This window comes from Streptomyces sp. NBC_00190 (assembly GCF_036203305.1).
GTDB lineage: Bacteria > Actinomycetota > Actinomycetes > Streptomycetales > Streptomycetaceae > Streptomyces.
Window position 1 is genome coordinate 1,493,747 of sequence record NZ_CP108131.1, and the last position, 25,734, is coordinate 1,519,480.

27 protein-coding genes are annotated in these 25,734 nt (G+C 71.9%); 16 read left to right on the forward strand and 11 right to left on the reverse strand.

Going from position 1 to position 25,734, the window contains the following annotated elements; all coding sequences use genetic code 11:
* Positions 1–24: 24 nt before the first annotated feature.
* Entirely contained in the window at positions 25–1,254 is a 1,230-nt protein-coding gene (locus OG429_RS07370; protein ID WP_328924491.1) for an acyl-CoA dehydrogenase family protein, read from the reverse strand.
* 206 nt (positions 1,255–1,460) lie between these two features.
* On the opposite strand from OG429_RS07370, the gene OG429_RS07375 reads away from it, so the two are divergent.
* Positions 1,461–2,105, forward strand: a complete 645-nt coding sequence (locus OG429_RS07375) for a TetR family transcriptional regulator (RefSeq protein ID WP_328924492.1) — start codon at positions 1,461–1,463, stop codon at positions 2,103–2,105.
* Positions 2,106–2,125: 20 nt separating this feature from the next.
* On the opposite strand, the gene def is transcribed toward OG429_RS07375, so the two are convergent.
* Complete coding sequence (def, locus tag OG429_RS07380) at positions 2,126–2,680, reverse strand: peptide deformylase (protein ID WP_328924493.1); 555 nt, start codon at positions 2,678–2,680, stop codon at positions 2,126–2,128.
* 123 nt (positions 2,681–2,803) lie between these two features.
* Between def and OG429_RS07385 the strand changes: the two genes are divergently transcribed.
* The 6 genes from OG429_RS07385 (at position 2,804) to OG429_RS07410 (ending at position 8,094) form a co-directional block, all read left to right on the forward strand.
* Positions 2,804–4,042 carry a MurT ligase domain-containing protein gene (locus OG429_RS07385; protein ID WP_328924494.1) on the forward strand — a complete coding sequence of 413 codons (1,239 nt, stop codon included), beginning with the start codon at positions 2,804–2,806 and terminating at the stop codon, positions 4,040–4,042.
* A gap of 28 nt (positions 4,043–4,070) precedes the next feature.
* Positions 4,071–4,799, forward strand: coding sequence for a type 1 glutamine amidotransferase (locus OG429_RS07390; protein WP_328924495.1), 729 nt, complete (start codon positions 4,071–4,073; stop codon positions 4,797–4,799).
* 190 nt (positions 4,800–4,989) lie between these two features.
* Entirely contained in the window at positions 4,990–6,015 is a 1,026-nt protein-coding gene (locus tag OG429_RS07395; RefSeq protein WP_328924496.1) for a 6-phosphofructokinase, read from the forward strand.
* 89 nt (positions 6,016–6,104) lie between these two features.
* Positions 6,105–7,061 carry a cytochrome c oxidase assembly protein gene (locus tag OG429_RS07400; protein ID WP_328924497.1) on the forward strand — a complete coding sequence of 319 codons (957 nt, stop codon included), beginning with the start codon at positions 6,105–6,107 and terminating at the stop codon, positions 7,059–7,061.
* Positions 7,062–7,093: 32 nt separating this feature from the next.
* On the forward strand, positions 7,094–7,252 hold the full coding sequence (locus OG429_RS07405; protein ID WP_030660429.1) for a hypothetical protein: 159 nt from the start codon (positions 7,094–7,096) through the stop codon (positions 7,250–7,252).
* Between the two features lie 131 nt (positions 7,253–7,383).
* A complete protein-coding gene (locus OG429_RS07410) occupies positions 7,384–8,094 on the forward strand; it encodes a lysophospholipid acyltransferase family protein (RefSeq protein WP_328924498.1) in 711 nt (236 codons plus the stop codon).
* A 41-nt stretch (positions 8,095–8,135) separates the two neighbouring features.
* Here OG429_RS07410 and OG429_RS07415 read toward each other — a convergent pair whose 3' ends face one another.
* The 8 genes from OG429_RS07415 to OG429_RS07450 form a co-directional block, all read right to left on the reverse strand.
* Positions 8,136–9,734: an alpha/beta hydrolase gene (locus tag OG429_RS07415; RefSeq protein ID WP_328930188.1), complete on the reverse strand. Its 1,599-nt coding sequence runs from the start codon at positions 9,732–9,734 to the stop codon at positions 8,136–8,138.
* Between the two features lie 249 nt (positions 9,735–9,983).
* Positions 9,984–10,781, reverse strand: a complete 798-nt coding sequence (locus tag OG429_RS07420; protein ID WP_328924499.1) for an urease accessory protein UreD — start codon at positions 10,779–10,781, stop codon at positions 9,984–9,986.
* Positions 10,778–11,473, reverse strand: coding sequence for an urease accessory protein UreG (gene ureG / locus OG429_RS07425; protein WP_328924500.1), 696 nt, complete (start codon positions 11,471–11,473; stop codon positions 10,778–10,780). The genes OG429_RS07420 and ureG overlap by 4 nt, the downstream gene beginning before the upstream one ends.
* Before the next feature lie 77 nt (positions 11,474–11,550).
* Positions 11,551–12,225: an urease accessory protein UreF gene (locus OG429_RS07430; protein WP_328924501.1), complete on the reverse strand. Its 675-nt coding sequence runs from the start codon at positions 12,223–12,225 to the stop codon at positions 11,551–11,553.
* A 16-nt stretch (positions 12,226–12,241) separates the two neighbouring features.
* The gene (locus tag OG429_RS07435) at positions 12,242–13,963 is read right to left on the reverse strand and encodes an urease subunit alpha (protein WP_328924502.1); all 1,722 of its coding nucleotides are present in this window, start codon (positions 13,961–13,963) and stop codon (positions 12,242–12,244) included.
* Positions 13,956–14,267: an urease subunit beta gene (locus OG429_RS07440; protein WP_328924503.1), complete on the reverse strand. Its 312-nt coding sequence runs from the start codon at positions 14,265–14,267 to the stop codon at positions 13,956–13,958. The genes OG429_RS07435 and OG429_RS07440 overlap by 8 nt, the downstream gene beginning before the upstream one ends.
* A gap of 14 nt (positions 14,268–14,281) precedes the next feature.
* Positions 14,282–14,584: an urease subunit gamma gene (locus OG429_RS07445; protein WP_100580260.1), complete on the reverse strand. Its 303-nt coding sequence runs from the start codon at positions 14,582–14,584 to the stop codon at positions 14,282–14,284.
* Positions 14,585–14,899: 315 nt separating this feature from the next.
* Entirely contained in the window at positions 14,900–15,349 is a 450-nt protein-coding gene (locus OG429_RS07450) for an ATP-binding protein (RefSeq protein ID WP_328924504.1), read from the reverse strand.
* Positions 15,350–15,546: 197 nt separating this feature from the next.
* Here OG429_RS07450 and OG429_RS07455 point away from each other — a divergent pair, with 197 nt between their 5' ends.
* Entirely contained in the window at positions 15,547–16,431 is an 885-nt protein-coding gene (locus tag OG429_RS07455) for a helix-turn-helix domain-containing protein (protein ID WP_328924505.1), read from the forward strand.
* Between the two features lie 12 nt (positions 16,432–16,443).
* Complete coding sequence (locus OG429_RS07460; protein ID WP_328924506.1) at positions 16,444–16,665, forward strand: DUF397 domain-containing protein; 222 nt, start codon at positions 16,444–16,446, stop codon at positions 16,663–16,665.
* 6 nt (positions 16,666–16,671) lie between these two features.
* On the opposite strand, the gene OG429_RS07465 is transcribed toward OG429_RS07460, so the two are convergent.
* Positions 16,672–17,844 carry an 8-amino-7-oxononanoate synthase gene (locus tag OG429_RS07465; RefSeq protein ID WP_328924507.1) on the reverse strand — a complete coding sequence of 391 codons (1,173 nt, stop codon included), beginning with the start codon at positions 17,842–17,844 and terminating at the stop codon, positions 16,672–16,674.
* A gap of 156 nt (positions 17,845–18,000) precedes the next feature.
* Between OG429_RS07465 and bioB the strand changes: the two genes are divergently transcribed.
* From bioB to OG429_RS07500, 7 genes are all read left to right on the forward strand, one after another.
* Positions 18,001–19,248 carry a biotin synthase BioB gene (gene bioB / locus OG429_RS07470; RefSeq protein ID WP_328924508.1) on the forward strand — a complete coding sequence of 416 codons (1,248 nt, stop codon included), beginning with the start codon at positions 18,001–18,003 and terminating at the stop codon, positions 19,246–19,248.
* A complete protein-coding gene (locus tag OG429_RS07475; protein WP_328924509.1) occupies positions 19,241–20,563 on the forward strand; it encodes an adenosylmethionine--8-amino-7-oxononanoate transaminase in 1,323 nt (440 codons plus the stop codon). Before bioB ends, OG429_RS07475 begins: the two co-directional genes overlap by 8 nt.
* A 10-nt stretch (positions 20,564–20,573) precedes the next feature.
* Positions 20,574–21,335 (forward strand): dethiobiotin synthase, encoded by a 762-nt coding sequence (bioD, locus tag OG429_RS07480; RefSeq protein WP_328924510.1) that lies wholly within the window; start codon positions 20,574–20,576, stop codon positions 21,333–21,335.
* Positions 21,336–21,455: 120 nt separating this feature from the next.
* The gene (locus OG429_RS07485; RefSeq protein ID WP_328924511.1) at positions 21,456–22,124 is read left to right on the forward strand and encodes a class I SAM-dependent methyltransferase; all 669 of its coding nucleotides are present in this window, start codon (positions 21,456–21,458) and stop codon (positions 22,122–22,124) included.
* Positions 22,125–22,428: 304 nt separating this feature from the next.
* Entirely contained in the window at positions 22,429–23,832 is a 1,404-nt protein-coding gene (locus tag OG429_RS07490; protein WP_328924512.1) for a hemolysin family protein, read from the forward strand.
* The gene (locus tag OG429_RS07495) at positions 23,829–24,848 is read left to right on the forward strand and encodes a hemolysin family protein (RefSeq protein WP_328924513.1); all 1,020 of its coding nucleotides are present in this window, start codon (positions 23,829–23,831) and stop codon (positions 24,846–24,848) included. Before OG429_RS07490 ends, OG429_RS07495 begins: the two co-directional genes overlap by 4 nt.
* Positions 24,849–24,920: 72 nt before the next feature.
* A complete protein-coding gene (locus OG429_RS07500) occupies positions 24,921–25,712 on the forward strand; it encodes an SGNH/GDSL hydrolase family protein (protein ID WP_328924514.1) in 792 nt (263 codons plus the stop codon).
* Positions 25,713–25,734: the final 22 nt, after the last annotated feature.

Here is a 25,734-nt window from a genome sequence, read left to right on the forward strand (position 1 = left end):
GCGCCACCGGCGCGGCGCCGCGGTCTAGCGGATCGGCATGTCGGAGATCGTGCGGGCGATCACCAGCCGCTGGATCTCGCTGGTCCCCTCGAAGATCGTGTAGATCGCGCTGTCGCGGTGCATGCGCTCCACCGGGTACTCGCGGGTGTAACCGTTGCCGCCGAGGATCTGGAGTGCCTGGGCGGTCACCTTCTTCGCGACCTCGCTCGCGTAGAGCTTGGACATCGAGCCCTCGGCCGAGGTGAACGGCCGGCCCGCGACCGCCATCCAGGACGCCCGCCACACCAGCAGCCGGGCCGCGTCGATCTGCGTCCGCATGTCGGCGAGCTGGAAGGCCACGCCCTGGTTGTCGATGATCGGGCGGCCGAACTGCGTGCGCGTCTTGGCGTAGTCGAGCGCGACCTCGTACGCGGCCCGCGCCGTGCCGACCGCCATGGCGCCGACCGCCGGACGGGACGCCTCGAAGGTGGCCATGGCCGCGTTCTTCACGCGCTCGCCGCCCCCGCTGCGCGCCCGCTCGTGGGCCCTGGCGAGCCGCTCGTCCAGCTTCTCCTTGCCGCCGAGCAGGCAGGACCCGGGGACCCGTACGTCCTCCAGCACCACCTCGGCGGTGTGCGAGGCGCGGATGCCGTGCTTCTTGAACTTCTGGCCCTGGGAGAGGCCCGGGGTGCCCGGCGGCACGATGAAGGAGGCGTGCCCCTTGGTGCCGAGCTCCGGGTCGACGACGGCGACGACGATGTGGACGTTGGCTATGCCGCCGTTGGTCGCCCAGGTCTTGGTGCCGTTGAGCACCCACTCGTCCTTGGCCTGGTCGTAGACGGCCCGGGTGCGCATGGCGCCGACGTCGGAGCCCGCGTCCGGCTCGGAGGAGCAGAAGGCGGCGACCTTCACGTCGTTCTGGTCGCCGTACATCTGCGGGATCCAGGTGCCGATCTGCTCCTCGGTGCCGTTGGCGACGACGCCGATGGCCGCGAGCCCGGTACCGACGATCGACAGGGCGATGCCCGCGTCGCCCCAGAAGAGCTCCTCCATCGCCATCGGGACGCCGAGGCCGGTGGGGTCGAAGAACTGCTGGGCGTAGAAGTCCAGCGAGTAGATGCCGACCTTCGCGGCCTCCTGGATGACGGGCCAGGGAGTCTCTTCGCGCTCGTCCCATTCCGCGGCCGCGGGCCGGATCACGTCGGCGGCGAAGCCGTGGATCCAGTCCCGCACCTGCTTCTGGTCGTCGCCCAGCTCCATGGTGAACTCCGCCATGTCCCCTCCACCTGTCTGTACTGGTCTATGCATGGGTTACTAGCGGTAACCAACACGAGGCCACAGTCTGTTACCGGTCAGTAAGCAGTGTCAAGCGCGGGCCGTGCCGCCGTGGAGGCCGCCGCCGCTTCGATCGACCGGGTGTGCGGGGTGTTACGTTGCGTGGGCGTCACGCACATCGCAAGGGCGGGGAGAGAAAACACATCATGGAGACCACGCAGCAGGCAGGCGAGCCGGGAGCGGCCGAGCGACGGCGCCGGGAGCTGCTCGAAGCCGCCGACCGGGTCGTGCTCAGGGACGGCCCCAAGGCCTCCATGAACGCGATCGCGGCGGAGGCCGGCATCACGAAGCCGATCCTCTACCGGCACTTCGGCGACAAGGCGGGCCTCTACCAAGCGCTCGCCGTCCGGCACACCGACGCCCTGCTCGGCTCGCTGCGGGCCGCGCTCGACGCCCCCGCCGAGCGGCGCCGCCGGGTGGAGGCCACTCTCGACACCTACCTCGCCGCCATCGAGGCCCGCCCGCAGGTCTACCGCTTCCTGATGCACCCGGCCGAGGACTCCCAGAGCGCCGAACGGGGCTTCGACGTCGGCCTGCACTCGGCCCCGCTGCTGCGCCGCCTCGGCGAGGAGCTGGCCGAGGTGATCGGCGAGCGCGTGGACCTGGGCCCGGGCGGCGAACGCCTGGCCCGCGTCTGGGGTCACGGCATCGTCGGCATGATGCACGCGGCCGGCGACTGGTGGCTCGGCGAACGCCCCTGCGAGCGCGCGGAACTGGTCACGGGCCTCACCGACCTCCTCTGGGGCCGCCTGGGCACGGCGGGCAACCGCGCGGACGGCCCGGGCTTCTGACCCGCGCCGAGGCGACCTGGCTAACCGCGCGGCGCCGCGGCACCCCACGGCGTCTTGCGGATCGCGCGCCGGAGCCTGCGCGCGCGCAGGCCCGTGACCCGGTCCGCGTAGACCGTGCCCGCGAGGTGGTCGCACTCGTGCTGCAAGCACCGCGCGAAGAATCCGGTGCCCTCGATCCGTACCGGCGCCCCGTCGGAGGTGACCCCTTCGACGACCGTGCGGTCGAAGCGCGCGGTACCCGCCTCCAGCCCGGGCAGCGAGAGGCAGCCCTCGGGACCGAGGAACTCGTCCCCGTCGGCCGCCACCAGGCGCGGGTTGACGATGTGCCCGACGTGCCGGACGTCCTCGTCGTCGGGGCAGTCGTAGACGAACACCCGCTGCCCGACCCCGATCTGGTTCGCGGCGAGGCCGACGCCCTCGGCGGCGTACATCGTCGCGAACATGTCCTCGATGAGCCGGTCGAGGACCGGACCGAATTCGGTGACCTCCGCGCAAGCGGAATGGAGCACCGGATCGCCCAGGAGGCTCATGGTGCGGACGAGGCCGGTGGTGCCGGGGATGGGGCGCTGTCGCATGGCCGTAAGCCTACGACGGGCGAATATATGAGGAGATCTGCCGTGGCGGGGGGGCGCCGCGGTCAAGGCCCCGGCAGGTACTGGATAGGCTGGGGCCGACCGACGCAAGGAGGACAAGGGACGATGGCAGGCAACACAGAGCCGCTTTCGCCGCGGGCCAAGCTGGCCGTGACGGCGGGCAAGGCCGCGGCGGCGGTGTCGCGGGCCGCGGGACGCGGAAGCGGATCGGTGATCGGTGGCAAGGTCGCACTCAAACTCGACCCCGATCTCCTCGGAGCGCTCGCGCAGCATCTCGACGTCGTCCTCGTCTCCGCGACGAACGGCAAGACCACGACGACCCGGCTGATCGCGGAGGCCCTGCGGGCCAGCGGTCCGGTCGTCTCCAACGCGCTGGGCGCGAACATGCCGGCAGGCATCACCTCGGCACTGGCGGGCGGCTCGGACGCCAAGTACGGCGTCATCGAGGTCGACGAGAAGTACCTGGCCGGGGTGGCCCGGGACGTCACCCCCAAGGTGATCGCCCTGCTGAACCTCTCCCGCGACCAGCTGGACCGCGCCGCCGAGACGCGCATGCTCGCGGAGAAGTGGCGCGAGGGCCTGTCGGGCTCCAAGGCGGTCATCGTCGCGAACTGCGACGACCCGCTGATCGTCTGGTCCGCCTCCTCCTCCCAGAACGTGGTGTGGGTCGCGGCCGGCCAGGAGTGGAAGGACGACGCCTGGTCGTGCCCCTCCTGCGGCGGTGTCATGCAGCGCCCGGGCGACGACTGGTTCTGCGGCGAGTGCGGCTTCCGCCGCCCGGTGCCGACCTGGGTGCTCTCCGGCGACCACGTCCTGGACCCCCACGGCTCGGCCTGGCCGATCCACCTCCAGCTGCCGGGCCGCGCCAACAAGGCCAACGCCGCCACCTCGGCCGCCGTGGCCGCCGTCTTCGGCGTCCCGCCGCAGGTGGCGCTGGAGCGGATGTACCAGGTGCAGGCCGTCGCCGGCCGCTACGACGTCGTGAACTTCCAGGGCCGTGAGCTGCGGCTGCTGCTCGCGAAGAACCCGGCGGGCTGGCTCGAAACGTTTTCTCTGATCGACCCGCCGCCCACCCCGGTGATCCTCTCGGTGAACGCGCGCGGCGCCGACGGCACCGACACCTCCTGGCTGTGGGACGTGGACTACCCGCGCCTGGCCGGCCACCCGATCTTCGTGATCGGTGACCGCAAGCTGGACCTCGCGGTCCGCCTCGAGGTCGCCGGCCTGGACTTCCGGGTGTGCGAGACCCTCGACGAGGCCGTGCAGCTCGCGCCGCCCGGACAGATCGAGCTGATCGCGAACTACACCGCCTTCCAGGACGTGCGCCGCCGCGTCGGCAACTAGCCCCGTCAGAACCGCAGAGGACAAGAGCATGAGCGACAACAGCCTGCGTCTGGTGTGGGTCTACCCGGACCTGCTCAGCACGTACGGAGACCAGGGCAACGCCCTCGTGGTGGAGCGCCGGGCGCGCCAGCGCGGCCTGGACGTCCAGCGCGTGGACGTGCGCAGCGACCAGCCGATCCCCACTTCGGGCGACATCTACCTGATCGGCGGCGGTGAGGACCGGCCGCAGCGGCTGGCGGCCGAGCGCCTGCTGCGCGACGGCGGTCTGGAGCGGGCCGTCTCCAACGGGGCGATCGTCTTCTCCGTCTGCGCCGGGTACCAGATCCTCGGCAAGGAGTTCGTCAACGACATGGGCCAGCGCCAGGAGGGCCTGGGCCTGCTGGACGTCGTCACCGTGCGCGGTGAGGGCGAGCGGTGCGTCGGCGACGTCCTCGCCGACATCGACCCGCGCCTGGGCCTGCCGCAGCTGACGGGCTTCGAGAACCACCAGGGCGTCACCCACCTCGGCCCGACGGCGCGGCCGTTCGCCCGGGTGAGCATGGGCCGGGGCAACGGCACCGGCGACGGCACCGAAGGCGCCTACAACGACACCGTGTTCGGCACCTACATGCACGGCCCCGTGATGGCCCGCAACCCGCAGATCGCGGACCTGCTGCTGAAGCTGGCCCTCGACGTCAACGCGCTGCCGGCCATAGACGACCGGTGGTACGAGGCGCTGCGAGCCGAGCGCATCGCTGCGGCGACGCAGCCCGCGTAGGCGGCACGACACCAGACTTTCGGCCCGGATTCCCCTGGTGGGAACCGGGCCGACGTGCGTTCGCACCACGTTCGGGACCAGCATGTGGAGGATGGTTCAGCGACCCTCGTTCCGCTTGTAGGGTGACGTGTAGTTCCAACCGGACGACGTGGTCCGGTCGTCGGCCCACGTTGCAAAGGTCTTTCCTGCCATGCGCATAGGTGTGCTCACTTCCGGTGGCGACTGCCCCGGCCTCAATGCCGTCATCCGCTCCGTCGTGCACCGCGCCGTCGTCGACCACGGCGACGAGGTGATCGGCTTCCACGACGGCTGGAAGGGCCTCCTGGAGGCGGATTACCGCAAGCTCGACCTCGACGCCGTCGGCGGCATCCTCGCCCGCGGCGGCACCATCCTCGGCTCCTCCCGGGTCCAGCCCGCGCATCTGCGTGACGGCGTGGAGCGCGCCCGCGGCCACGTCGCGGACCTCGGTCTCGACGCGATCATCCCGATCGGCGGCGAGGGCACCCTGAAGGCGGCGAACCTGCTCTCGCAGGCCGGTCTGCCGATCGTCGGTGTCCCCAAGACCATCGACAACGACATCGCGTCCACCGACGTCACCTTCGGCTTCGACACCGCCGTCGGCGTCGCCACGGAGGCGCTGGACCGGCTCAAGACCACCGCCGAGTCCCACCAGCGCGTGATGGTCGTGGAGGTCATGGGCCGCCACACCGGGTGGATCGCCCTGCACTCGGGCATGGCGGCCGGCGCGCACGCGATCGTCGTGCCGGAGCGCCCCTTCGACATCGACGAGCTGACGGCGATCGTCGGCGAGCGCTTCTCCGCGGGCAAGCGGTTCGCGATCGTCGTGGTCGCCGAGGGCGCCAAGCCCCGCCCCGGCTCGATGAACTTCGAGCAGGGCGGAACCGACATCTACGGACACGAGCGGTTCGCCGGCATCGGCAACACGCTCGCCGTGGAACTGGAACAGCGCCTGGGCAAGGAGGCCCGGCCGGTGATCCTGGGCCACGTGCAGCGCGGCGGCACACCCACCGCGTACGACCGGGTCCTCGCGACCCGCTTCGGCTGGCACGCCGTGGAGGCCGCCCACCGCGGCGAGTTCGGCATGCTCACGGCGCTGCGCGGCACGGACATCGTGATGGTCCCGCTCGCCGAGGCGACCTCGACCCTCAAGACCGTCCCGGCCGAGCGCTACGACGAGGCTCAGACGGTTCTGTGACCGTATGCCCGTTAGTGCCGCCCCCGCGCGCAGGAGCGACCGGGGGCGGCATTACTGTGGTGCAGCGCCACAGTCAAGGGAGTGAACAGATGGACCACAGCGGGCACGGCATGGACATGAACATGGACCTGCCGCCGTTCACTCTCGGGCGCGGGCTGGAGTTCTCCTTCGACGCCTTCTTCCTCTTCGGCTCCCTGCTGGGGCTCGCCCTGTACGGGTGGGGCGTGCTGCGGCTGCGAGCACGCGGGGACGCCTGGCCGCTGGGCCGGACCATCGCCTTCACGTCGGGTGTGCTGACCGTGGCCTTGGTGATGTGCACCAAGCTGAACGACTACGGCATGGTCATGTTCAGCGTGCACATGGTCCAGCACATGGTGATCAGCATGGTCACGCCGATCCTGCTGCTCCTCGGCGCCCCGGTGACCCTGGCACTGCGCGCGTTGCCGCCCGCCGCGCGCGGCCACAAGGGGCCGCGCGAGCTCCTGCTGATGCTGCTGCACAGCCGCTACATGCGGATCATCACCCACCCGGCCTTCACGATCCCCATGTTCATCGCCAGCCTCTACGGCCTGTACTTCACCCCGCTCTTCGACTTCCTGATGGAGTCCCAGGCCGGGCACATCGCGATGATGGTGCACTTCCTCGCCGTCGGCCTGATCTTCTTCTGGCCGATCATGGGCGTGGACCCGGGCCCGCACCGCCCCGGCTACGTGATGCGGATGCTGGAGCTCTTCGCCGGCATGCCCTTCCACGCCTTCTTCGGCATCGCCCTGATGATGGCCAGCCAGCCGATGATCAAGACGTACGAGAACCCGCCGTCCTCCCTCGGCGTCGACGCGCTGCTCGACCAGCAGTGGGGCGGCGGCATCGCCTGGGCCTTCAGCGAGATCCCGTCGGTGCTGGTGCTGATCGCCCTGGTCTACCAGTGGTACCACTCCGAGCAGCGGGCGGCGAAGCGCTCCGACCGGGCCGAGGACCGCAACGGCGACCAGGAGCTGGCGGCGTACAACGCGTATCTCGCCTCCCTCCGAGCGCGTGGCCAGTAGCGGAGTACCGCCTTCGCGCGTCACCATGGGGCATGACCGGATCCGTTAAGGCGATGGCCGTGATGACCTTCGCCGCCCTGGTGGCCGTCGCCACGTATTCCGTGGTCCTCGGCAGCAACGGCTGGCTGTGGTTCGGCTGGGTCGTGCTGGGACTGCTGACCGCCGGGATGGCCGCCTCCCGCAGCTCTTGACCGAGGCCCTGTTCGATCAAGACGGTATGCGATCAAGACAGTGTGCGATCAAGGCCGTCCTCGATCTGCCGGACCCGCCCTGACTGTCCGTACGATGACCGTGACAACGGGACATCGACGGGAGCGGCCTGGTGTTCTACCACTTGCTCAAGCACGTACTGCTCGGTCCGCTGCTCAGGCTGCTGTTCAGGCCGCGGATCGAAGGCCTGGAGAACATCCCGGCGGAGGGGGCCGCGATCATCGCGGGCAACCATCTGTCCTTCTCGGACCATTTCCTGATGCCCGCGATCCTCAAGCGGCGGATCACCTTCCTCGCGAAGGCCGAGTACTTCACCGGCCCCGGGCTCAAGGGGCGGCTCACCGCCGCGTTCTTCCGCAGCGCCGGGCAGATCCCCGTGGACCGCTCCGGGAAGGACGCGGGGCGGGCGGCCCTGCGCGAGGGGCTCGGGGTGCTCGCCAAGGACGAGCTGCTGGGCATCTACCCGGAGGGCACGCGCTCGCACGACGGGCGGCTGTACAAGGGCAAGGTGGGCGTGGCCGCGATGGCCCTGGGGGCCGGGGTGCCCGTCGTACCGTGCGCGATGGTCGGCACGTTCGAGATCCAGCCGCCCGGGCAGAAGATCCCGAAGATCCGGCGGGTGACGATCCGCTTCGGCGAGCCGATGGACTTCTCCCGGTACGCGGGGCTGGAGGGCGAGCGCGCCGTCCTGCGGGCCGTCACCGACGAGATCATGTACGCGATCCTCGGACTGTCCGGCCAGGAGTACGTCGACCGGTACGCGGCCGAGGTCAAGGCCGAGGAAGAGGAGGAACGGAAGAAGGCCCGGCGCAGGTCGCGCTGAGCCTTCTCCCGTGATGTTTCCCGGGTCCTGACGGACCGGTCCTAGCGGACGGCCGGGAGCTCCTCGCGCGCCGGGTAGTCGGCACCCGCGCCGTGGTCGAGGGACTTCGCGGCGACCGGGGCGGGGGCGACCGGAGTGGCGTGCCGGGCGCACTTCACGTCCTTGGCGTCGACCTTGCCGGTCAGCAGGTAGGTGTCGACCCGCGTGTTGATGCAGGGGTTCACCAGGCTGGTGACGCCGTGCGAGCCGGCGTTCTGCTCGGTGATGAGACGCGAACCGGCCAGGCGGCGGTGCAGCTCGACCGCGCCGTCGTACGGCGTGGCCGCGTCACGCTCGGACTGGACGATCAGCACCGGCGCCAGACCGCGCTTGGCACCGACCTCGATCGGGCTGCTCTGCTTCGACTTCCAGGTCGCGCAGGGCAGGTTCATCCACGCGTTGGACCAGGTCAGGAACGGGTACTTCTGGTGCAGCTTGGAGTTGTCCCGGTCCCACTTGGCCCAGCTGGTCGGCCACTTGGCGTCGGCGCACTCGACCGCGGTGTAGACGGCGTTGCCGTTCTCGGACGCCGCGTTGCCCTTGGTGTCCGACATGTCCGGGGCGATGGCGTCGACGAGCGCCTTCTCGTCACCGGCCGCCCAGGCGGCGAAGGTCTGGGCGACGGGCACCCACGAGGAGTCGTAGTACGGAGCGCCCTGGAAGAAGCCGATGAGCTCGGCCGGGCCGACGACCCCGCCGATCGGGTTGGCCTTGGCCTTGGCGCGCAGCTCCTGGTACTTGGCCTCGACCTTGGCGCGGGAGTCGCCGAGGTGGAAGACCGCGTCGTTCTTGGCGACCCAGTCCTGCCAGTCGTTCCAGCGGGTCTGGAAGGCGACGTCCTGGCCGAGGTTGGCCTCGTACCAGATGTTGTCCTGCTCCGGGTTGACCACGCTGTCGACGATCATGCGGCGCACGTGCGTCGGGAAGAGGGTCGCGTAGACCCCGCCGATGTAGGTGCCGTAGGAGACGCCGAGGAAGTTCAGCTTCTGCTCGCCGAGGGCGGCGCGGATGACGTCGAGGTCACGCGCGGTGTTCGGCGTGGTCATGTGCGGCAGCATCTCGCCGCTGCGCTCCTTGCAGCCGTCCGCGTACTCCGCGGCGAGCTTGCGCTGGGCGCGCTTGTCGGCCTCGCTGTCCGGGACCGGGTCGGCCTTGGGCGCCTTGACGAACTCCTGCGGGTCGATGCAGGAGATGGGCGCGGAGTGGCCGACGCCGCGGGGGTCGAAGCCCACGAAGTCGTACGCCTTGGAGGCGTTGACCCACAGCGGGCTCTTGGTGGTGACCCGGCGCGGGAAGCGCATGCCGGAGCCGCCGGGGCCGCCGGGGTTGTAGACGAGCGCGCCCTGGCGCTCCTCCTTGGTGCCCGTGCTGCCGATGCGGTCGACGGCGAGCTCGATGGTCTTGCCGAACGGCTTGGTGTAGTCGAGCGGGACCTTCACCCATCCGCACTGGATGGGCTTTTCGAAGCCCCAGTCCGCGGGGCAGTCCTTCCACTCGATCCCGGTGCGGGCGGCGCGGGCGGCGGCGATCTGGACGCCCACCGCCTCCGCGGCCCCGTTGTCACGGCCGGCCGAGGCCGCCGAGGCGGACGGCGCGAGCATCAGGCCCGCCGCCAGCGTGCCGGTGATCAGTGTGGCGGCGCTCCCCAGCGCCGCGTTGCGTATCACGTGGTTGTTCCCCCTGCGTCAGTCGCCGCCGTGGGCGGCCGGATTGGTCGGTCTTCGGTCGTCGGCGTGCAGGGGGATCCTTGCGCCTTACCGTCACCCGGCAACAGAGCAGGGTCCACTTCTTTGCCAACCCGATAACCGGAGACGTGAGTACCGCTGAGCGGTGTCTGTTTCGTCCCGGAACTACCCCTGCGGCGACGGGCCGTAGGTGCGTTCGGCCACGTCCAGCAGCTCCCGCAGCCGCAGGGCGTCCGGGGCCATGGCCGTCACGAGGACGGCCGGGCCGGCCAGCGGCGTGGCCACGGCGAACTCCCCCAGCACCGCCGCCGGGGGCGGGGCCTGGGCGAAGGCGGGGTCGACGACCAGGAGTTGGCCGAGCGCCCGGTGCCCGGCGAGTCCGGCCGGGCCGTCCCAGCCACCGGGCGCGCCGGGGCCGCAGGCGAGCTCCTGGTCCAGGAGCGGCCGCCCGCCGCGGGTGGCGGTGAGCCGGCTGCGCAGCAGGCCCGGGTCCTCCCCCCAGCGTCCGAGGACCTGTTCCTCGCGCAGCACCAGGTGCGCGGTCGGCGCCAGTTGGACCCGCGTCCGCACCCGCAGGTCGCTGCCGCGCACGGAGACCAGCGGCTCCGGCAGCCACCGCACCGACGCGCCGTCCTCCAGGGTCAGGTGTACGTCGTACCGTGCGGGCTCGCCGCCCCGGCCGGGCAGCGCGAGGGTCGCCGCCGCCGAGGCGAGGGCGAGGTGCGCTCCGGGTCCGGCGGCGGCCTCGACGGTGAGGTGGTCCCCGCCCAGCGGGGCGCTCATGGCGCCGACCAGCATGACCCCGGCCTCGGTGGCGGTCCCCCGGGTGCGGCGCAGGGCGAGCGGCCCTTCCCCGGCGAGCAGCGGCAGCGCGGTCCCGCCCCGCCCGTCGGCGACGGCGCGGATGCGGGCGGTGGCCCGCAGGCCCGCCGGGGGCAGGGTGACGGGAGGCGCGCCGGTCACCGTACGGCCCAGGCGGCGATCCGCTCGCGCACCCAGGCGGCCACCGGGGCCACGCCCTCGGGGCTGCGCAGCGACTGGAAGGCGACGGGCAGTTCACCGCGCTGCTCGGCGGCGTCGCGGGCCATCCGGCCGAGGTCGGAGCCGACGTGGGGGGCGAGGTCGGTCTTGTTGACGACGAGGAGGTCGGCGGTGGTGACGCCGGGGCCGCCCTTGCGCGGGATGTCGTCCCCGCCGGCCACGTCGATGACGAAGATCTGGGCGTCGACGAGACCCCGGGAGAAGGTGGCGGTCAGGTTGTCCCCGCCCGACTCGACGAGGATCAGGTCGAGCGGGCCGCTCTGCCGGAAGGCGTCCTCCAGTTCCTCGACGGCCTCCAGGTTGGCGGAGATGTCGTCGCGGATGGCGGTGTGCGGACAGGCCCCGGTCTCGACGGCGGCGATCCGCTCGGGGGGCAGGACGGCCTCGCGGAGCAGGAACTCGGCGTCCTCACGCGTGTAGATGTCGTTGGTCACGACGGCCATGGACAGTTCGGCGCGCAGGGCGCGGCACAGGGCGGCGACGGTGGCGGTCTTGCCGGAGCCGACGGGTCCGCCGAGTCCGATGCGCAGGGCGCGCCGGGTGCCGTCGGGGCGGACCGGTTCGGCGCTGTGGGTGTGGCGGTGCGGGTAGGTGACACCGTGGTCGAGGTGCATGGGGTTCTCCTTGGGGGCTTGGTGGCCGGCCGGCGCTCAGGAGCCGGTCGGGGCGCTCAGGAGGCGGTTCGCGGCGCTCAGGAGGCGAAGAGGCGGACCGGCCAGTCGGCATGGACCTCTGCCGCGATCTCCAGCAGGGGCGAGGAGGTCGCGGGCAGGGCTTCCACGCCCTCAGTGAGGGCCCGTCGGGCGGCTTCGGCCGCCCGGGCCGCGACGGCGTCGAGTTCGGGGGCGAGACGGGCCAGGACCCCGCTCGCCTCGAAGGGGTCGAGGCCCAGCAGCCGCACGGTCGCGGTCGCGGGGCCGCCGACCGCCTCGTACGCCGCCACCTGCGCGGCGTCGGACGGCCCGAGCCCGGCCGCCCGGGCGGTGAGGCCGAGCACGACGGGCTGGTGGGCGCCGCGCGGGAACGCGGCGGCCAGCGCCTCCAGTTCGGGGCCGGGCCAGGTGGCCCGGGCGGCCCGCAGCAGCTGGCGGCCCAGCCGCCGTGCGGCGGTGCGCAGGGCGGGCGAGGGGGTTCGCGCGTCGGCCGCGGCGTCGAGCTCCGCCGGATCGATCCCGAGGGCGGCGGCCGCGGCGAGCGCGGCGGCGGTGAGTCCGGCGGTGTGCAGCCGGCCCCGGCAGAAGTCCTCCAGGGTGGCGGCGTCGTGGATCCGGCCGGCCTTGCAGGCCGCCTCGGCCCCGCCGGAGTGCGCGTGGCCCCCGGCGGGGAAGCGGCCGTCGGCGAGGACGAGCAGCGCGGCGAGGCTCATCGGAAGAGACCTTCCATCAGAAGAGGAAGTATCTCTGGGCCATGGGCAGTTCGGCCGCCGGCGCGGGTTCCACGGCCTCGCCGTCGATGGTGACCGTGAAGGTGTCGGCGTCCACCTCTACCCGGGGCATGGCGTCGTTGTTGCGCATGTCCGCCTTGCCGACCTTGCGGGTGTTCTCGATGGCCACGAAGGCCTTGCCGAGGCCGAGCCGGTCGGGCAGTCCGTCGTCGAGCGCGGCCTGCGCGGTGAAGTTCAGCGAGTTCAGGGCGGGCGCACGGCCGTGGCTGCCGAACATCGGGCGGGGCAGCACCGGCTGCGGGGTCGGGATGGAGGCGTTGGCGTCGCCCATCTGCGCGTAGGCGATCTGGCCGCCCTTGATGACCAGTTCGGGCTTGACCCCGAAGAACGCGGGGCTCCACAGCACCAGGTCGGCGAGTTTGCCGGTCTCGACGGAGCCGATCTCACGGGCCAGCCCCTGGGCGACGGCGGGGTTGATCGTGTACTTGGCGACGTAGCGACGGGCGCGGTGGTTGTCGGCGGGGCCGTCGCCGGGGAGGAAGCCGCGCCGCTTCTTCATCACGTGGGCGGTCTGCCAGGTGCGCAGGACGACCTCGCCGACCCGGCCCATGGCCTGGGAGTCGGAGGAGATGATCGAGATGGCTCCGAGGTCGTGCAGGACGTCCTCGGCGGCGATGGTCGAGGGCCGGATCCGGGACTCGGCGAAGGCGAGGTCCTCGGGGACGGCCGGGTTGAGGTGGTGGCAGACCATCAGCATGTCGAGGTGTTCCTCGGCGGTGTTGACGGTGTGCGGCCGGGTGGGGTTGGTGGAGCTCGGCAGTATGTTGGGCTCGGAGACCACGGTGATGATGTCGGGGGCGTGACCGCCGCCCGCGCCCTCGGTGTGGTACGAGTGGATGGTCCGCCCGGCGATGGCGGCGAGCGTGTCGCCGACGAATCCGGCCTCGTTGAGGGTGTCCGTGTGGATGGCGACCTGGGCGCCGGTCTCGTCACAGACGCTCAGGCAGGCGTCGATGACGGCGGGGGTGGATCCCCAGTCCTCGTGGATCTTGAAGCCGAGGGCTCCGCCGCGCAGCTGGGAGTGCATGGCCTCGCGGGACATGGTGTTGCCCTTGCCGAGGAGGCCGATGTTGACGGGGTAGGCCTCCAGCGCCGCGAACATCCGGGCCAGGTGCCAGGGTCCGGGAGTGACGGTGGTGGCCTTGGTGCCCTCGGCCGGTCCGGTGCCGCCGCCGACCAGGGTGGTGATGCCGGAGGCCAGGGCCTCGTCGATGACCGTCGGCGAGATGAAGTGCACGTGGGCGTCGATGGCCCCGGCCGTGACGATCTTCCCGTTGCCCGCGATGATCTCGGTCTCGGGGCCGATGACGAGGGCCCGGTCCACCCCGTCCATGGTGTCGGGATTGCCGGCCTTGCCGATGCCGCAGATCCGGCCGTCGCGGAGGCCGACGTCGGCCTTGACGATGCCCCAGTGGTCGAGCACGACCACCCCGGTGATCACGGTGTCGGGCGCGCCCTCGGCCCGGGTGGTGCGGGCCTGTCCCATGGATTCGCGGATCACCTTGCCGCCGCCGAAGACGGCCTCGTCGCCGGCCCGTCCGGGGCCGCCGCTGAGGTCCTGCTCGATCTCGACGAAGAGGTCGGTGTCGGCCAGCCGGATCCGGTCACCCGTCGTCGGCCCGAAAAGGTCGGCGTACACCTGGCGGGAGAGCTCAGCCATCGAGCGGCCCTCCGGTCTCCCCGCGCAGTCCCGGTACGGTGCGCGAGCCCGCGAGCGGTACGAGTTCCACCGCGACCGGGATGCCCGGCTCGAAGCGCACGGCGGTGCCGGCGGCGATGTTGAGCCGCAGTCCGCGGGCGGCGCGGCGGTCGAAGTCGAGGCCGGGGTTGGCCTCGGCGAAGTGGTAGTGGGAGCCGACCTGGACGGGCCGGTCGGCGGCGTTGAGCACGGTGAGGCGGGTGACGGGGCGGCCCTCGTTGAGGAGCACCGGGCCGTCCCCGTAGGCGATTTCGCCGGGGATCATGCGGGCACTCCCCTTCAGACGATCGGGTCGTGGACGGTGACGAGTTTGGTGCCGTCCGGGAAGGTGGCCTCGACCTGGACGTCGTGGATCATCTCGGGGATCCCCTCCATGACGTCCTCGCGGCCGAGCACGGTGCGGCCGGAGGCCATGAGCTCGGCCACGGTCCGCCCGTCGCGGGCGCCTTCGAGGATGTGCGAGGTGATCAGGGCGATCGCCTCGGGGTGGTTGAGGCGCACCCCTCGCGCTTTCCGCTTCTCGGCCACGTCGGCCGCCACGTGGATGAGCAGTCTCTCCTGCTCATGCGGTGTCAGTTGCACAGGTATCACCAAGCTTCCGGGACAAGATCAACAGCGCGCCGGGGCGACCCTACTGGCCGTCAACACTTTGTTGACCTGCGCATATCCGAGCCAAGCGTGTCTTGCCCAACACAGGGAAAGGCTTTCCGTCCCGACCACCGCAGCTTTACCGGATCATGGGCGGTGATTGGCGGACGAACGTGGCGCCACGCTAGGCGCCGCGCTTTTCCGTTGCGTTAACCCACGTTTCGGGAAGGCACCCGGTTCATCCCACGGGCCCCCGGATCCTGATTCCGTATACGGCTGCGACTGCGACTGCGGCTGCGGTCGCGGAACTCAGCAGCCCGTGACACTCCTGGCCGGGGCCCCGGCCGTCCAGGGCAGCGCGATCCAGACCGTCTTGCCCCCGTCCTCGGTGGGGGTGACCGAGAGCCGGCCGCCCGCTTCCGCGGTGAGCCAGCGGATGATGACCATGCCCCGGCCGTTGTCCTGCTGGACCGCCGCCGGGAGCCGCTTGGGCCAGCGCGGGTGGCTGTCGGTCACGCCGACGCGCAGCCATTCCTCGCGCTCCAGCCGGACGTCGACGGTGAAGGTGGGCGACTGGCCGAACGTGTGCTGCACGGCGTTGGTGGCGAGCTCCGAGACGATCAGCCGGACGCTGTCCGCGGTCTCGGTGTCGTCGGGCAGTCCCCATTCGCCCAGCACCTCCGCGACGTAGCGGCGGGCGGTGGCGACCGAGGCGGGATCGCTCGGCAGAGTGACGGATGCTTCCTGGTGGTCTGCCATGGCGACGGTCCCTTTCCCACCGGGGTCGAGCCGCCCCGGATCTGCGCTGGACGCCAGAGTGCCACCCATCGTGCCGCCGTTTGCGCCGATCCCCCAAGATATGCATATATCTGTCGCTCAATGCGGTGAACTCTGCTACGGAAGAGCGTATTTGGACGGCAGACTGGTGCGAGCTGTGCCGGTGGAAGGAGGCGGGTATGCAGCATGGTCCCGCGGTGCGTCGGCGCAAGCTCGGCGAGGAACTGCGCGCCCTGCGCGACCGGACCGGTCTCACCAGCGGTGAGGCCGCCCGGATCGTGGGATGGCACCAGTCGAAGATCAGCCGCATCGAGACGGGGCGCAGCGGGGTCAAGCCGGAGGACATCCGCCTGCTCCTCGACGCCTACGGGGAGCTCGTGAGCCCGGAGCAGCGCGCGCTGCTGGAGGCACTGTCGGCCTCGGCGGCCGGCCCGGGCCCCGGGGCCGACACCGGGCGGGGCCGCCAGTGGTGGCACGACTACCGGGGGCTGCTGCCGCAGGAGTACCGGGACTTCATCAGCCTGGAGGCGGGCGCCCGGGCGGCGCGCACGGTGGAACTGTCCGTGGTTCCCGGGCTGTTGCAGACACCGGAGTACGCGCGGGCGGTCACGCGGGCCGCGCTGGGCGGGCTGCCGGAGCCGAAGGTGGACGCGCTGGTCGACGTACGGCTGGCACGGCAGGCGGTGCTGCGGGCCGATCCGCCGCTGGAGCTGAGCGCCGTACTGGACGAGGCGGTGCTGCGTCGGCAGATCGGCGGACCCGGGGTGATGGCGGAGCAGCTGAGACACCTGGTGCAGGTGGGGCGGCTGCCTCAAGTTCGGCTACAGGTGCTGCCGTTCAGCGTGGGGGGTCATCTCGGCCTCACCGGACCGTTCGTCATCTTCTCATTTCCGAACATCGCCGATCTGGATGTGGTGGTACTCGACCATTTGACGAGTAGCCTCTATCTGGAGCGGAAGGAAGACCTTGAGGCGTACAGCGCCGCGTTCCGTGCCATTCAGGCGCACGCCCTCCCGCCCCAGGACTCGTCGGATCTCATCAGCTCACTTGCTGACGACGCGTAAGGAGGCACCCCCGTGTCCGCAACCCCCTTATCCACCAGCGGACTTCTGATCAGCGCGCGATGGCGGCGGAGCAGCCGCAGTACCGGAATGAACAACTGCGTGGAAGCGGCCGTCCTCGGTGGCGGCCTGCTGGCCGTCCGCGACTCCAAGCGGACGGACGGCCCGGCCGTGCTCTTCACCGGGCCGGCCTGGGACGGTTTCCTCGTCAAGGTCCGGGCGGACCTGCTCCCGTAACGCCGCCTACCGGTCCGTGGCTCCGGCGGGTGCGGTCGCAAGGATCGTCCCCACAGCCCGGTCGATCTCGTCCCCCGTGAGATCGGCCCGTGCGGTCAGCCGCAGCCGGGAGATACCGTCCGGCACGGACGGCGGCCGGAAGCACCCCACGGACAGACCCGCCTCGCGGCAGTCGGCGGCCCAGCGCAGTGCCGCCGAAGCCGACGGGGCCCGTACCGACACCACGGCCGCGTCCGGCCGGGCCGCGGTCAGGCCGGACGCGGTGAGCCGCTCGTACAGCTGGGCGGCCACCTCGCGGGCGCGGGCGGCTCGTTCCGGTTCCCGCTGGAGCAGGCGCAGGCTCGCCAGGGCCGCGCCCGCGGCGGCCGGGGCCAGCCCGGTGTCGAAGATGAAGGTCCGCGCCGTGTTGATCAGGTGCCGGATCACCTTGGCCGGGCCGAGTACGGCCCCGCCCTGGCTGCCCATCGACTTCGAGAGGGTGAGGGTGGCGACCACACCGGGCGCGCCCGCGAGTCCGGCGGCGTGCAGCGCGCCGCGGCCGCCCTCCCCCAGCACGCCCAGGCCGTGCGCGTCGTCCACGACCAGGGCCGCGCCCTCCTCCCGGCAGGCGGCTGCGTAGCCGGCCAGCGGTGCGGCGTCCCCGTCCACGGAGAACACCGAGTCGGTGACCAGCAGCGCCCGGCCCTCGTGCGCGGCGAGCGTCTTGCGCGCGGAGTCCGGGTCGGAGTGCGGGATCACGGCGATCTCGGCGCGCGAGAGACGGCAGCCGTCCACGATCGAGGCGTGGTTCCCCGCGTCGGAGGCGACCAGCGTGCCCCGGTCGCTGAGCGCGGTGACCGCGGCGAGGTTGGCCGCGTACCCGGAGGAGAGGACGAGCGCGGCCTCGAATCCGCAGAAGGCGGCGAGCTCCCGCTCGAGCTCCGCATGAAGCTCGGTCGTGCCCGTCACGAGGCGGGAACCGGTGGCTCCGCCTCCCCATCGCCCAGCCGCGTCCCGTGCGCCCCGGACGGTCTCGGGGTGCCGGGTCAGACCGAGGTAGTCGTTGCTCGCGAGGTCCAGCAGCGGCGACGACTCCGGTCGCGGGCGCAGCGTACGGACCAGTCCGGCCTGTTCACGGGCGCTCTCCGCGGCATCGATCCAGGAGAAGACATCCACGGGATCGGGAGTGTGCTGGGGCATCGGCAGGTCCTCGTGTTTTGTCGGCAGTCCACAGACCTGCCCGACCCTAGCTGCCGTGACTCCTGTGTCAGGTGTGGTGATACACACACACCCATCCGGCCATGTTGTGCGATCTCTCCTTGGCCGGGAGTGGTCGTGTGGGACAGGATCGGATTCATGGACCTGCTGAACACCCTGGTGGACAAGGGGCTGCGGCGCGAGCTGCCGACCCGCGAAGAAGCGCTCGCCGTACTGGCGACTTCCGACGACGAACTGCTCGACGTGGTGGCCGCTGCCGGCAAGGTGCGCCGCCAGTGGTTCGGGCGTCGGGTGAAGCTGAACTACCTGGTCAATCTGAAGTCGGGCCTGTGCCCGGAGGACTGCTCCTACTGTTCCCAGCGCCTGGGCTCCAAGGCCGAGATCCTCAAGTACACGTGGCTGAAGCCGGAGGAGGCCTCTCAGGCCGCGGCCGCCGGTGTCGCGGGCGGGGCGAAGCGGGTCTGCCTGGTCGCGAGCGGCCGCGGGCCGACGGACCGGGACGTGGACCGCGTCGGCAAGACGATCGCCGCGATCAAGGAGCAGAACGAGGGCATCGAGGTCTGCGCCTGCCTGGGCCTGCTCTCCGACGGCCAGGCCGAGCGGCTGCGCGACGCGGGCGCGGACGCCTACAACCACAACCTCAACACCTCCGAGGCCACGTACGGGCAGATCACCAAGACCCACACCTACGCGGACCGGGTCGACACGGTGCAAAAGGCGCACGCCGCCGGCCTGTCGGCCTGCTCCGGTCTGATCGCGGGCATGGGCGAGAGCGACGAGGACCTCGTCGACGTCGTCTACTCGCTGCGCGAGCTGGACTCGGATTCGGTGCCGGTCAACTTCCTGATCCCGTTCGAGGGCACCCCGCTCGCCAAGGAGTGGAACCTCACCCCGCAGCGCGCCCTGCGGATCCTCGCGATGGTCCGGTTCGTCTGCCCCGACGTCGAGGTCCGCCTCGCGGGCGGCCGCGAGGTGCACCTGCGCTCGATGCAGCCGCTGGCCCTGCACATCGTCAACTCGATCTTCCTCGGCGACTACCTCACCAGTGAGGGCCAGGCCGGCCAGGTCGACCTCGACATGATCGCGGACGCCGGTTTCGAGGTGGAGGGCGCCGGTACGTCGACCCTGCCCGCGCACCGCTCCGACGTGGCGGCCGCGGCCACCGGCGGAGGCTGCGGTTCGCACTCCAGTGCCGCCTCGGTCTGCGGCTCGGCCGGTTCCGCCGACCCCGCCGGGGACGCCGGCTGCGGCTCGGCCTGCGGCGGTTGCTCCGGTCACGCGCACGCGGCGCCCGTGGCGGCGCAGGCGGATGCCGGTGAGGTCCGCTCGGACCTGGTGGCGGTGCGCCGCCGCGGAGCGGGGACGGACATCGCCCCCAATGCCTGATCAGATCCGGCCTCCGTCGTCCGGCGCGGAACTGCTCGCGCTGGACCGGCAGCACGTCTGGCACCCGTACGGCCCGATGCCCGGCCGACAGGAGCCGCTGGTCATCGCCTCCGCCTCGGGGGTACGGCTGCGGCTCGCCGACCCGTCCCAGGGACAGGGCCACGACGAGCTGGTCGACGGCATGTCCTCCTGGTGGTCGGCGATCCACGGCTACAACCACCCGGTGCTGAACGAGGCCGCGACCGCGCAGCTGGGCCTCATGTCACACGTGATGTTCGGGGGGCTCACCCATGAGCCCGCCGTCCGGCTCGCCGCGAAGCTCGTCGAGATCACCCCGCCGGGACTGGAGCACGTCTTCCTCTGCGACTCGGGCTCGGTGTCCGTCGAGGTCGCGGTCAAGATGTGCCTGCAGTACTGGCGTTCACTCGGGCGGACGGGCAAGACCCGGCTGCTGACCTGGCGCGGCGGCTACCACGGGGACACCTGGCAGCCGATGGCAGTCTGCGACCCCCAGGGCGGCATGCACGAGCTGTGGCAGGGTCACCTGCCGCGGCAGGTCTTCGCGGACGCGCCGCCCGACGGCTTCGACGCCCCGGTGGACCCGGCGTACGCCGACCACCTGCGCTCCCTGATCGCCGCGCACGCCGACGAGCTGGCCGCCGTCATCGTGGAGCCGGTGGTGCAGGGAGCGGGCGGCATGCGCTTCCACAACCCGGGCTACCTGCGGGTGCTGCGCGAGTTGTGCGACGAGTACGGCGTGCTCCTCATCCTCGACGAGATCGCGACGGGCTTCGGCCGCACCGGAGCGCTCTTCGCCGCGGACCACGCGGGGATCACCCCGGACGTGATGTGCCTGGGCAAGTCGCTGACGGGCGGTTACCTCACGCTGGCGGCGACCCTGTGCACGGCCCGGGTCGCCGACGGCATCTCCCAGGGCGAGGTGCCGGTGCTGGCGCACGGGCCGACCTTCATGGGCAACCCCCTGGCGACGGCCGTGGCGCTGGCCTCGGTCGAGCTGCTGCTCGGCCAGGACTGGGCGACCGAGGTCAAGCGGATCGAGGCGGGCCTGCGCGAAGGCCTGGCGGCCGCGGCCGGGCAGCCCGGCGTACGGGACGTACGGGTCCTCGGCGCGATCGGCGTGGTGCAGCTGGACCACGAGGTCGACGTGGAGGCCGCCACCAGGGCGGCGGTGCGCGAGGGCGTGTGGGTGCGGCCCTTCCGGGACCTGATCTACGTGATGCCGCCGTTCGTCACGGGCGACACCGATGTGGCCCGGATCTGCCGCGCTGTGGTCGCGGCGGCGCAGGAAGGCTGAGAAGACCGACATGTCCGTAGTGATCGTGTCCGGCACGGGCACGGAGATCGGCAAGACCGTCGTCACGGCGGCGATCGCGGCCGCCGCGGTGGCGGCCGGCCGCTCGGTGGCGGTGCTCAAGCCCGCCCAGACGGGCGTGGGCCCGGCCGAACCGGGGGACGCCGCGGAGGTGGTCCGGCTGGCCGGCTCCTCCGTCACGGCGGTGGAACTGGCACGCTATCCGGAGCCGTTGGCCCCGGACACGGCAGCGCGTCGCGCGGGCCTGCCCACGGTCTCCCCGGCCGCCGTCGCGGAGGCGGCGAACCGGCTCGCCCTCTCCCACGACCTGGTCCTGGTGGAGGGCGCGGGCGGGCTGCTCGTCCGCTTCGACGAGGAGGGCCACACCCTGGCCGACGCGGCAGGTCTGCTCGGCGCCCCGACCCTGCTCGTCACCCCGGCGGGACTGGGCACCCTCAACTCCACCACCCTGTCAGCGGAAGCCCTGCGGGCCCGGGGCCTGACCGCGCTGGGCGTGGTGGTCGGCAGCTGGCCGGCCGCCCCGGACCTGGCCTCCCGCTGCAATCTGGCGGACCTCCCGAAGTCCTCGGGCCTCCCCCTGCTGGGCGCGGTCCCGGCAGGCTCGGGCGCCCTCCCCCCACCCCGGTTCCGCACCGCGGCTCCGACCTGGCTCTCCCCCACCCTCGCGGGCACGTGGTCCCCGGAACCCTTCCTGGCCACCTGGGCCCCGTCGGCCTTCGCCCTGACCGCGCCAGCCGGCCCAGCCGGCGATTGAGAGGGGTGTCCCCCGGACGGGGTCCGGGGGACACCCCTCCACACCTGAAGGGTGAGCGCGAGCGAACGGGGCACGCTGGGAGTACGGCTACGTACGCCACCCCCGCGCCGGAGGTCCGCCATGCTGCCGCGCCGCCGCACCGCTCCGCCCCACGACCCCGTCCACCACCCGCTCTTCGCCCGCGTCTACGCCCGCGCCAGCGAAGCCGCCGAGACCCGCGGCATCGCCGCCCTGCGCACCGAACTCCTCCACGGGGTGACCGGCCGCGTCATCGAAATCGGTGCCGGGAACGGCCTGAACTTCGCGCACTACCCGCGCGCCGTCTCCGAGGTCGTCGCCGTCGAACCGGAGCGCACCCTGCGCCGCCGCGCGGCCACGGCCGCCCTGCGCGCCGAGGTCCCCGTGGACATCGTGCCCGGCGCCGCGGAGGCCCTCCCGGTCAAGAGCGAGGCCTTCGACGCAGCCGTCGCCTCATTGGTGCTGTGCACCGTCCGGGACCTGCCCCGCTCCCTCGCCGAGCTGCACCGCGTGCTCCGCCCCGACGCCGAGCTGCGCTTCTTCGAGCACGGCCTCGCCCCCGGCCCCGGCATGGCCGCCGTCCAGCGCGCATTGGACCGTACCGTCTGGCCCTTCCTGTTCGGCGGCTGCCACACGGCCCGCGACCCGCTCGCCGCGGTCGAGGCGGCCGGTTTCCGGATCGTCTCGCAGCGCAGCTTCCGGCTGCCCGAGCGCGGCCCGGCCTTCCCCACCTCCTACTGCGTCATCGGATCGGCCCGCCGAGTGGCGTGACCCGGCGCGCCGGCCGTTCCCGGGTCGCTCGCGCGGAAGCGCTCGACCCCCGCGGGATCGTCGCCGATACTCGTTCCCTCCGCGGCGGTCTTCCAGAACCGCCATCCGGCCCCGCTCCGCCAAAAGAATGATCCGTTCTCTTTGCTCATCCTTTACCATGTGGGCAAAGAGTCCTCCTGATTGAAAGGTGTGAGCGTCCGCCCATGGGCGAGCCTCCCGGTCCACGACAATCCCGCTGCCCCCGCTCGCGACACCGCGCGATGCCCCGCGTCCTGGCCGATCCTGGGACGGAGGTGATCGACCGATGACCGAGGTGCTCCTGCTCGTCGTGGCGCTGCTGCTCTGCATTGTCTGCGGGGTCTTCGTCGCGGCCGAGTTCTCGTTGACCACCGTCGAGCGCAGCGAGCTCGAACGGGCCGTCGACCGTGGCGAACCCGGGGCCGAGAGTGCCCTGGCGGCCGTCCGGACCCTCACGTTCCAGCTTTCCGGCGCCCAGCTCGGCATCACCGCGACCGGCCTGGTCATCGGCATGATCTCGAAGCCGTCGATCGCCGCCCTGCTACAGGGACCGTTCGAAGCCATGGGGCTGTCGGCCGCCGCCGCTTCCTCCACCGCGCTGATCCTCGGCACCGCCGTGTCGACCGTCGTGCTGATGGTCGTCGGCGAGCTGGTGCCCAAGAACTGGGCGATCTCCTCCCCGCTGGCCATCGCCAAGCGCGTGGCGACGACGCAGCGGGTCTTCAGCCGGGCCTTCAAGCCTCTGATCAGCCATCTCAACACCACCGCGAACCACATGGTCCGCCGCTTCGGCATGGAGCCGACAGAGGAGCTGGCCTCCGCGCGCACGCCGCAGGAGCTGGTCGCCCTCGCGCGGCACTCGGCGAAGGCGGGCGCGCTGGAGAAGGACACCGCCGAGCTGTTCGTGCGGACCCTGAACCTCGCCGACCTGACCGCGGAGAACGTCATGACCCCGCGCGTCCAGGTCACCGCGCTCGACGTGCAGACGACCGCCGAGGACGTGGCGAACGCGACGCTGGCCACCGGCCTGTCCCGCTTCCCGATCTACCGGGGCAGCCTCGACTCCGTCGTCGGCACCGTCCACATCAAGGACGTACTGGCCCTGTCCGCCGAGGTCCGGCGCCGGACCCCGGTGTCGCAGCTGCTGCGCGCCCCCCTCCTCGTGCCGGAGTCCCTGACCGTGGACCGGCTCCTGGACCGGCTGTCCGGGAAGCAGACGATGGCCGTGGTCATCGACGAGTACGGCGGTACGGCCGGTGTGGCCACGCTGGAGGACATCGTCGAGGAGGTCGTCGGCGAGGTCCGCGACGAGCACGACCCGCACGAGACCCCCGACCTGGCCCCGGCCGGTACGGACGATGCCGGACTGCGCCTCTACGCGGCCGACGGCGCCGCGCGCACCGACCAGCTCCAGCGGATCGGACTGCGCGTGCCGGAAGGCCCGTACGAGACCCTGGCCGGCCTGATTGCGACCGAACTGGGCCGGATCCCGGCCGTCGGCGACAGCCTTGAGCTGGACGGCTGGCTGCTGGAGGTGGTGGACGCCGGCGGTCGGCGGGCCGCGCGCGTGCTGCTGCACATGCCGGCCGAGCCGGTCGACGACGGCGCGGACACCCACTGGGACAAGCCCAAGGACAAGGGCAGGCACAGGGACAAGCACAAGCGCAGGGACGGGGATGAGGACCGATGACCGCCGTCCAATTGCTGATCGGCCTGGCGACCCTGGTCGTCAACGCCTTCTTCGTCGGCGCGGAGTTCGCTCTGATCTCGGTCCGCCGCAGCCAGATCGAGCCGTACGCCGAGCAGGGCGACCGGCGGGGCCGGGCGGTCCTGTGGGGACTGGAGCACGTATCGGCCCTGATGGCGGCGGCCCAGCTCGGCATCACGCTGTGCACCCTGGTGCTGGGCGTGGTGGCCGAACCGGCGATCGCCCACCTGCTGACCCCCCTGTTCGACCTCATCGGGGTGCCGGCCGCGCTGACGCACGCGATCTCCTTCGTGGTGGCGCTGGCGCTGGCGACGTACCTGCACATGCTCTTCGGCGAGATGGTGCCGAAGAACGTGGCACTGTCCGAGCCGGTGCGCACCGCGCTGCTGCTGGGGCCCCCGCTGGTGACCGTGACGCGGGCGCTCCGTCCGGTGATCTTCGCGATCAACGCCTTCGCCAACGCCCTGCTGCGCCTGCTGCGGGTGGAGGTGAAGGACGAGGTCGCGGCGACCTTCTCGGACGACGAGCTGGCGCGCATGGTCAAGGACTCCAGCGAGGCCGGGCTCCTCGACGACCGGGCGCGCGAGCGGCTGCACGACGCCCTGGAGCTGGGTCGCCGGCCGGTCACCGATGTGGTGCTGCCGGCGGGCCAGGTGGTCTCGGCCCGGGAGGGGATCACTCCGGCCGGGCTGGAGCGTCTCTCGGCCGAAACCGGGTACTCCCGGTTCCCGGTGGTCGACGGCCAGCACCGGATCCTGGGCTACCTGCACGTCAAGGACGCCCTGGACGCCGAGGCGCGGAACGAGCCGTTCCCGGTGTCGGCGCTGCGGCTGATCGCCCAGGTACGGGCGGAGACCCCGCTGGACGACGTGCTGACCGCCATGCGGCGCAGCCGTACGCACCTGGCCGCGGTGCTGGGGCCGGACGGCGCCATGACGGGCCTGGTGACGATGGAGGACGTGCTGCGCGAGCTGTTCGACCGGCCGGCCTCCGCGTAGCCCGTCGTACGGAACCGTGTCGGTCCCCGGCCCTGCGGGGCCGGGGTACCACGCGGTAACATCACTCCCGCCATGGAGATGAATGCGCGCTACACCAGTTTCGTCGCGGTCGGCGACTCCTTCACGGAGGGCATGTCCGACCTGCTCCCGGACGGCTCCTACCGGGGCTGGGCCGACCTGCTGGCCGCCCGCCTCGCGGCGCGCGAGCCGAGCCTTCGCTACGCGAACCTCGCGGTCCGCGGGAAGCTCATCGGGCAGATCGTCGAGGAGCAGGTTCCGGCGGCCGCGGCCATGGGCGCCGACGTGGTGACCCTGGTCGGGGGGCTGAACGACGCGCTGCGCCCCAAGGTGGACATGGGCCGGGTACGGGGTCACCTGGAGGCGGCCGTGGAGCTCCTCGCCCCCTCCTGCAAGCACCTGGTCCTGATGCGGTCTCCGGGGCGCAACGGGCCGGTGATGGATCGTTTCCGGCCCCGGATGGAAGAGCTCTTCGGCATCATCGAGGAACTCTCCACACGGCACGGAGCCCTGGTGGTGGACCTGTACGGGGCGCCGGTGCTCGCCGACCCCCGCATGTGGGACGTGGACCGCCTGCACCTCACGGCCGAAGGCCACCGCCGGGTGGCGGAGGCCGTCTGGCAGACCCTGGGCCTGCCCGCCGAGCAGGACTGGCACACCGAACTGCCCGCCGCCGTCCCCCCGGGCTGGGCGGTACGCCGGTCCCAGGACCTGAACTTCGCCCGCCGGCACCTGCTCCCCTGGGTCGGCCGCCGCTTGACGGGCCGCTCCTCCGGGGACGGCCGCCCGGCCAAGCGCCCGGAGCTGCTCCCGTACGAGCCGGCCGCGGGCGATCTGCTCTCGTAGCAAGACACAATCGGGACCGGGG

Bases quoted from the DNA above. Each gene is read 5' to 3' on its own strand.
- OG429_RS07395 (WP_328924496.1), top strand. From the start codon at position 4,990: ATGCGCATAGGTGTGCTCACTTCCGGTGGCGACTGCCCCGGCCTCAAT.
- def (WP_328924493.1), bottom strand. From the start codon at position 2,680: ATGCGACAGCGCCCCATCCCCGGCACCACCGGCCTCGTCCGCACCATG.
- OG429_RS07370 (WP_328924491.1), bottom strand. From the start codon at position 1,254: ATGGCGGAGTTCACCATGGAGCTGGGCGACGACCAGAAGCAGGTGCGG.
- OG429_RS07390 (WP_328924495.1), top strand. From the start codon at position 4,071: ATGAGCGACAACAGCCTGCGTCTGGTGTGGGTCTACCCGGACCTGCTC.
- OG429_RS07485 (WP_328924511.1), top strand. From the start codon at position 21,456: ATGCTGCCGCGCCGCCGCACCGCTCCGCCCCACGACCCCGTCCACCAC.
- OG429_RS07465 (WP_328924507.1), bottom strand. From the start codon at position 17,844: ATGCCCCAGCACACTCCCGATCCCGTGGATGTCTTCTCCTGGATCGAT.
- OG429_RS07450 (WP_328924504.1), bottom strand. From the start codon at position 15,349: ATGGCAGACCACCAGGAAGCATCCGTCACTCTGCCGAGCGATCCCGCC.
- OG429_RS07435 (WP_328924502.1), bottom strand. From the start codon at position 13,963: ATGGCTGAGCTCTCCCGCCAGGTGTACGCCGACCTTTTCGGGCCGACG.
- OG429_RS07495 (WP_328924513.1), top strand. From the start codon at position 23,829: ATGACCGCCGTCCAATTGCTGATCGGCCTGGCGACCCTGGTCGTCAAC.
- OG429_RS07385 (WP_328924494.1), top strand. From the start codon at position 2,804: ATGGCAGGCAACACAGAGCCGCTTTCGCCGCGGGCCAAGCTGGCCGTG.
- bioB (WP_328924508.1), top strand. From the start codon at position 18,001: ATGGACCTGCTGAACACCCTGGTGGACAAGGGGCTGCGGCGCGAGCTG.
- OG429_RS07500 (WP_328924514.1), top strand. From the start codon at position 24,921: ATGGAGATGAATGCGCGCTACACCAGTTTCGTCGCGGTCGGCGACTCC.
- OG429_RS07455 (WP_328924505.1), top strand. From the start codon at position 15,547: ATGCAGCATGGTCCCGCGGTGCGTCGGCGCAAGCTCGGCGAGGAACTG.
- OG429_RS07415 (WP_328930188.1), bottom strand. From the start codon at position 9,734: ATGCTCGCGCCGTCCGCCTCGGCGGCCTCGGCCGGCCGTGACAACGGG.
- OG429_RS07440 (WP_328924503.1), bottom strand. From the start codon at position 14,267: ATGATCCCCGGCGAAATCGCCTACGGGGACGGCCCGGTGCTCCTCAAC.
- bioD (WP_328924510.1), top strand. From the start codon at position 20,574: ATGTCCGTAGTGATCGTGTCCGGCACGGGCACGGAGATCGGCAAGACC.
- OG429_RS07430 (WP_328924501.1), bottom strand. From the start codon at position 12,225: ATGAGCCTCGCCGCGCTGCTCGTCCTCGCCGACGGCCGCTTCCCCGCC.
- OG429_RS07475 (WP_328924509.1), top strand. From the start codon at position 19,241: ATGCCTGATCAGATCCGGCCTCCGTCGTCCGGCGCGGAACTGCTCGCG.
- OG429_RS07375 (WP_328924492.1), top strand. From the start codon at position 1,461: ATGGAGACCACGCAGCAGGCAGGCGAGCCGGGAGCGGCCGAGCGACGG.
- OG429_RS07405 (WP_030660429.1), top strand. From the start codon at position 7,094: ATGACCGGATCCGTTAAGGCGATGGCCGTGATGACCTTCGCCGCCCTG.
- OG429_RS07400 (WP_328924497.1), top strand. From the start codon at position 6,105: ATGGACCACAGCGGGCACGGCATGGACATGAACATGGACCTGCCGCCG.
- ureG (WP_328924500.1), bottom strand. From the start codon at position 11,473: ATGCACCTCGACCACGGTGTCACCTACCCGCACCGCCACACCCACAGC.
- OG429_RS07490 (WP_328924512.1), top strand. From the start codon at position 22,429: ATGACCGAGGTGCTCCTGCTCGTCGTGGCGCTGCTGCTCTGCATTGTC.